The sequence below is a fragment of the Enterococcus devriesei genome, from assembly GCF_001885905.1.
GTDB classification, from domain to species: Bacteria; Bacillota; Bacilli; order Lactobacillales; family Enterococcaceae; genus Enterococcus_A; species Enterococcus_A devriesei.
Map to the genome: position 1 here is coordinate 1 of NZ_JXKM01000061.1, position 367 is coordinate 367.

Consider the following 367-nt stretch of genomic DNA (forward strand, 5'->3'; position numbering starts at 1 on the left):
CAACTAGCTAATGCGGCGCGGATCCATCTATAAGTGACAGCAAAACCGTCTTTCACTATTGAACCATGCGGTTCAATATATTATCCGGTATTAGCTCCGGTTTCCCGAAGTTATCCCAGTCTTATAGGTAGGTTATCCACGTGTTACTCACCCGTCCGCCGCTAACGTCAGAGGAGCAAGCTCCTCGTCTGTTCGCTCGACTTGCATGTATTAGGCACGCCGCCAGCGTTCATCCTGAGCCAGGATCAAACTCTCCATAAAAATTATGATGTTTGATTAGCTCATCAATACTAAATAGTTTGTAACGTTTCGTTACTGTTTATTGGAATTAACGTTGACATATTGTCATTCAGTTTTCAATGTTCAT

The 367-nt window shown here is 43.1% G+C and carries 1 rRNA gene; it reads right to left on the minus strand.

Going from position 1 to position 367, the window contains the following annotated elements:
- Positions 1-261: ribosomal RNA gene (locus tag RV00_RS16045) — 16S ribosomal RNA — on the minus strand; the annotation flags it as partial.
- Positions 262-367: the final 106 nt, after the last annotated feature.